The 5,590-nt window shown below is 73.1% G+C and carries 4 protein-coding genes; 2 read left to right on the forward strand and 2 right to left on the reverse strand.

Annotated features, from left to right (window positions below; translation table 11 throughout):
• The coding region (locus tag AC08OT_RS18775) for an FAD-dependent oxidoreductase (RefSeq protein WP_476603116.1) at positions 1-1,137 on the forward strand (1,137 nt) is incomplete at its 5' end.
• Positions 1,138-1,193: 56 nt separating this feature from the next.
• Here AC08OT_RS18775 and AC08OT_RS18780 read toward each other — a convergent pair.
• Together AC08OT_RS18780 and AC08OT_RS18785 are read right to left on the reverse strand one after the other, a co-directional pair.
• On the reverse strand, positions 1,194-2,303 hold the full coding sequence (locus AC08OT_RS18780) for an acyl-CoA dehydrogenase family protein (RefSeq protein ID WP_476591734.1): 1,110 nt from the start codon (positions 2,301-2,303) through the stop codon (positions 1,194-1,196).
• Between the two features lie 105 nt (positions 2,304-2,408).
• Complete coding sequence (locus AC08OT_RS18785) at positions 2,409-3,587, reverse strand: acyl-CoA dehydrogenase family protein (protein ID WP_476591733.1); 1,179 nt, start codon at positions 3,585-3,587, stop codon at positions 2,409-2,411.
• A 261-nt stretch (positions 3,588-3,848) separates the two neighbouring features.
• On the opposite strand from AC08OT_RS18785, the gene AC08OT_RS18790 reads away from it, so the two are divergent.
• Positions 3,849-5,590, forward strand: a 1,742-nt coding sequence (locus AC08OT_RS18790) for a glycerol-3-phosphate dehydrogenase/oxidase (RefSeq protein WP_476603117.1), incomplete at its 3' end; no start/stop codon positions are given.

The raw sequence follows: 5,590 nt of genomic DNA on the forward strand, positions 1-5,590 counted from the left end.
GTGCTGCACTGGGACGGCCAGCTCGTTGACGACGCCCGTCTCGTCGTCGCGCTGGCCCGGACCGCCGCCGGATTCGGCGCCCGGATCCTGACCCGGCTGCGGGTGACCGGCCTCGACGGCCTCGACGGCGGCAGCAGCGCGGCGCGTGCCCTCGGCACCGGATCCCACGGCAACCGTGCCGGCCCGGGCCGGCACGGTTGCCGTGGGATCGAGGCGACCGCGGTGGACACCCTCACCGGTACCCGGATCACCCTGCGTGCGCGGACGGTGGTCAACGCCACCGGCGTGTGGGCGCCGGACCTGGCTCCGGGGATCCGGCTGCGGCCGAGCCGCGGCACCCACCTCGTGCTGCGCTCCACCGTCCTGGCCGGGACCCGCGCGGCGCTGTCCCTGCCGATGCCGGGTGAACGGAACCGGTTCGCGCTGGTGCTGCCCCAGGACGACGGCCGCGTCTACGTCGGGTTGACCGACGTGCCGGTCGAGGAGGTCGTCGACGTCCCGGTGCCCGACGAGGACGAGATCGCGCAGCTGCTGGGCATCGTCTCGAACGTGCTGGCCACCCCCATCGACCCGGCGGACCGGCTGGGCGCCTTCGCGGGCCTGCGCCCCCTGCTCGACACCGCCACCGACCACACCGCCGACGCCCGTACCAGCGCCGCCCGCACCGCCGATCTCTCCCGGCGGCACCTGGTGCGGACCGACCCGGGCGGCCTGGCCACGGTGGTCGGCGGCAAACTGACGACCTATCGACGGATGGCCGCCGACGCGGTGGACGCCGCCGTCGCGGTAGGCGACCTCGACGCCGGCCCCTGCCGTACCCGGCGGCTCGGCCTGGTCGGTGCGGCACCTCGATCGGTCCTCGCCACGGTGGCCGCGCCGCGCCGTCTGGTCGAGCGGTACGGGACGGAGGCACCGAGGGTGCTGGCCCTGGCCGACGGCGACCCCGACCTGCTGGCACCCGTCGCCGAGGGGACGCCGGTCACCGGCGCGGAGCTGCTGTTCGCGGTGCGGGACGAAGGCGCGCTCGACCCGGCAGACCTGCTGGATCGCCGGACGCGCATCGGGCTGGCTCCCGCCGACCGCCGGGCAGCCCTGGGCCCGGCCCGGCAGCTGTTCGACCATACGCTGACGCGCTAAGGACCAGCACCGCCGAGGAACCAGCACCGCTGCGAGTGCTGCGGGATCGGGGGCGGTCAGGGCAACGTGTCGACGGTCAGCACCGCGATGCGCTCCAGATGCGCAGGAGTGTCACCAAAAGCGGGAATCTGGCGTTTGGCCCGCTTGTAAAAGAAGTGCGCATCATGCTCCCAGGTGTAGCCGATCCCCCCGTGGTACTGGATCATCGCCGCGGTGGCGTCCCCGGCGGCCTGGTTGGCCTTGCTCTTCGCCACCGCGAGCGCCAGCTCCGCGTCGGGCAGGGCGGTATCGAGCGCGTACGCCGCGTACAGCACCGCGTGCTCGGCCATCGTGACGGCGACATGCAGATCAGCGAGATGATGCGCGAGCGCCTGGAACGAACCGACCGGCCGGCCGAACTGCACCCGATCGATGTCGTAGGCGACGGTCCGGGTCAGCGCGGCCCGCGCGACACCGACGAGGTCCGCGGCCGTGAGCAGGGCACCACGACGGACCAGGTCCGCAGCGACCGCGGCGTTGGAGGCCGGCAGCCGGGTCGCGGGCGCGTCGGCCAGGGACAGCGAGGCCAGCCGGGTGGTGCCGTCGAAGCCGCGCTGGGCGGTGACCGTCACCCCCGGGCCATGCGGATCGAGCAGGTAGAGCCCGACTCCGGCGGGGTCGACGGCGGCGACCACCACGAACCCGGCGACCTCGAGATACTCGACGCCAGACGCGACACCGCCCAGCCTGCCGTCCGCGGTCGCGCGGACCGCGATGCCGGTACGGTCGTATCCCCCGCCCGGGCCCCGCAGCGCCACGGTGGCCACCAGGTCACCGGCGGCGAGGGGGGCGAGCACCGCCGCCGCCTGGTCCGCCGAGCCGGCGAGCCGCACCGCCTCGCCCGCGAGCACGGTCGGCAGCCAGGGCCCGGGGATCGCCCCCGCTCCGAACGCCCGCGCGATGATCTGTGCGTCGAGCAGCCCGAGCCCGAGACCGTCGAACCGCGCGGGCACGCACACCGCGAGCCAGCCCTGTTCGCCGATCGCCTTCCACAGCTCGGGGGGGTGTCCGTCACCGTCGGGATCGGTGAAGACCGCGCGGACGGCGGTCAGATCGAAGCGGTCGGCCAGGAAGTCCCGGACGGTGGCGGCGAGCGCGCGCTGCTCGTCGGTGAGGGCGAAGAACACGGGCTCGGACCTCCGGAGGCGGGGCGAGGCAGGATCAGCGGGATGAACAGGCGCGGGCGCGGGCGCGGGCACAGACGTAGACGCAGGCCCGAATCGCGACAATGATCATGATCTGCGTGGCAGGCCGAGGACCCGCTCCGCGACGATCGTGCGCTGTACCTGCGAGGATCCACCCCAGATGGTGACGGAGCGGGTCCAGAAGCTCTCCTGCCGCAGCGTCGTCAGATCGAGGTCCGCGGTGGGGTGGGTGAGCGCCACATCGGCGCCGAGCAGCGCATCAAAGGTCTCGAACAGGTCCTGGTACGTCTCCGACCACTGCAGTTTGGTGATCGACGACTCGGCCCCCAGGTCCCGGCCCTGCTCTACCTGGCTGAGGACGTGCATCGAGTGGTAGCGCAGGCATTCGAGCTCGACCATGCGTCGGCCCAACTCCTGGCGCAGCACCGGGTCGGTGTCGCGGCCGAGCGCCCGGGCGACCCGGACGATCTCGTCGTAGCTGCGCCGGAAGCCGGTGTACTGGCTGATCCCGGACGCGCCGCGCTCGAACGACAGCAGAAACATCGCCGTCGCCCAGCCGTTGCCGATCCCGCCCAGGCACTCCGACGCCGGCACCCGCACGTCGGTGAGGAAGACCTCGCCGAACTCGCTGGCGCCGCTCATCTGCCGGACCGGCCGGACCTCCACCCCGGGAGCGTGCATGTCGATGAGCAGCAGCGAGATGCCGTGATGGCGCCGGCTGCCGGGCTCGGTCCGGACCAGGGTGAAGAGCTTGTCTCCGCGGTTCGCGAACGTCGTCCAGACCTTCTGCCCGTTGACCACGTACTCGTCCCCGTCGAGCACCCCGGACGTACGCAGCGCCGCGAGGTCGGAGCCCGCGCCGGGTTCCGAGAAGCCCTGGCACCAGATCACCTCGTTGCGCAGCATCGGCCCGAGGATGTCGCGCTTCTGCTCGGGTGTCCCGACCGCCATCACCGTCGGCGCGAGGAAGGCCAGGCCCAGCGTGTTGACCGAGCGCGGCGCCCGGGCGAGCTGCATCTCCTGGTCGTAGACGGCCATCATCCCCGGGGTGCCGCCCCGGCCGCCATACTCCACCGGCCAGTCGATCCCGGCGAAGCCCGCGAGCGCCTTGCGCCGCTCCCAGTCCCGCCGCAGGTCGAAGCCCTCGGCCTCCCCCACGCCGGCCCAGAACCCGGGCTCCGTCCAGGGGGCGGGGATGTTCTCGGCGAGCCAGGCCCGCAACTCGGCACGGAACCGTTCCTCGGCCGGCGGGTGGGTCAGGTCCATGCGTTGACCTCCATCTGGTGTTGACCTCCATCTGGTCGCCCATCCGGTCGCCTCGCGCGGGATCCCGGGACGGTCGCATTCGCATCCCACCACGCCCCGGCCGGACGTTCACAGACGTTCATGGACGTTCAACGATCCCGCGCCCGGACACCGGACACCGGACACCGACAGCCGGCACGATGGGTGGCGAGCCGCCGGAGCGTCCCGGGCGATCACGACGACGGGACGCGAGGACGTTCGCAGGAGAGGAAGCAACTGGCGATGACGCCGACCAGACACGGAACCCCGACCGCCCGGCTCGACCGGGTCGGCCGCGCCGAGGCACTGCGCCGGATGGGGGCGGATCCGGTGGATGTGGCCGTGATCGGCGGCGGGGTCACCGGCACGGGGGTGGCGCTGGACGCGGTGACCCGGGGCCTGTTCGTCGCCCTGGTCGAGGCGCGCGACCTCGCCGCCGGCACGTCCAGCCGGTCGAGCAAGCTCATCCACGGCGGGCTGCGGTACCTCGAGCAGCTCAACGCCCCGCTGGTCCGAGAGGCGCTGCGGGAGCGGTCCCTCATGCTGGACACGCTCGCGCCCCATCTGGTCCGGGCCATCCCGTTCCTGCTGCCATTGACCCGCCACGGTTGGGAACGTGCCTACATCGGCAGTGGCGTGCTGTTCTACGATACCCTCGGGCAGGGGCTGGCCCGCATCGGGCCGAGCGGCGACGCCACCATGCCCCATCACCGGCACCTGACCCGCAAGGCGGCACTGCGGGAGTTCCCGTCGCTGCGCCCGGACGCCCTCGTCGGCGCGATCCAGTACTGGGACGGCCAGGTCGACGACGCGCGGCACACCGTGTTCGTCGCGCGGACCGCCGCCCGTTACGGGGCGCTCATCGCGACCAGCGCGCGGGTCACCGGCTTCCTGCGGGAGGGCGACCGGGTCGCCGGCGTGCGGGTGCGTGACCTCGAGTCGGGCGCCGAGATCGAGCTGCGGGCCCGCCAGACGATCAACGCTGCCGGAGTGTGGACCGACGAGATCCAGGCGATGGTGGGGGGACGTGGCCAGCTGTCGGTCCGGGCCTCCAAGGGAGTGCACATCGTCGTGCCCCGCGACCGCATCCATGGCGCCACCGGCCTGATCCTGCGCACCGAGAAGAGCGTGCTGTTCGTCATCCCGTGGGGCAGCCACTGGATCATCGGCACCACCGACACCGACTGGAGCCTCGACCTCGCCCATCCAGCGGCCAGCAGCGCCGACATCGACTACCTGCTCGGCACGGTCAACCGGGTGCTGCGCACGCCGCTCACAGCGGCGGATATCACCGGGGTGTACGCCGGGCTGCGCCCGCTGCTCGCCGGGGAGTCCGAGGACACCTCGCGGCTGTCCCGCGAGCATGCCGTGGTCAGCCCCGTCTCCGGGCTGACGATGGTCGCCGGCGGGAAGTACACGACCTACCGGGTGATGGCCGCCGACGCCGTCGACGCGGCCGTGCACGGCATGAACCGGGCGGTGCCGCCGTCGTGCACCGAGAAGATCCCACTGCTCGGCGCGGACGGGTTCCCCGCGCTGTGGAACGCCCGGGAGACCCTCGCCCGCCGCGCGGGGCTGCACGTCGGCTGGATCGAGCACCTCCTGCACCGCTACGGCACCCTCACCGAGGAGCTCCTGGACCTCATCGAGACGCGGCCGGATCTCGCCCAGCCGCTGCGCGGGGCATCGACCTACCTGGCCGCGGAGGCGGTGTACGCGGCCTCCCACGAGGGGGCGCTGCACCTGGAGGACGTGCTCACCCGGCGGACCCGCGTCTCGATCGAGACCATCGACCGGGGGGTGGAGGCCGCCGAGCACGTGGCCGATCTCATCGCCCCCGTGCTCGGCTGGGACCAGGCGACCCGCGCCCGCGAGGTCGAGCACTACCTCGCCCGGGTGGAGGCCGAACGGGCCTCGCAGCGGCAGGCCGACGACGCGACCGCCGACGCGGCCCGGCTCGGCGCGCCCGACGTGCGCCGGCTGGG

It is taken from the genome of Frankia sp. CgJB1 (assembly GCF_977947065.1).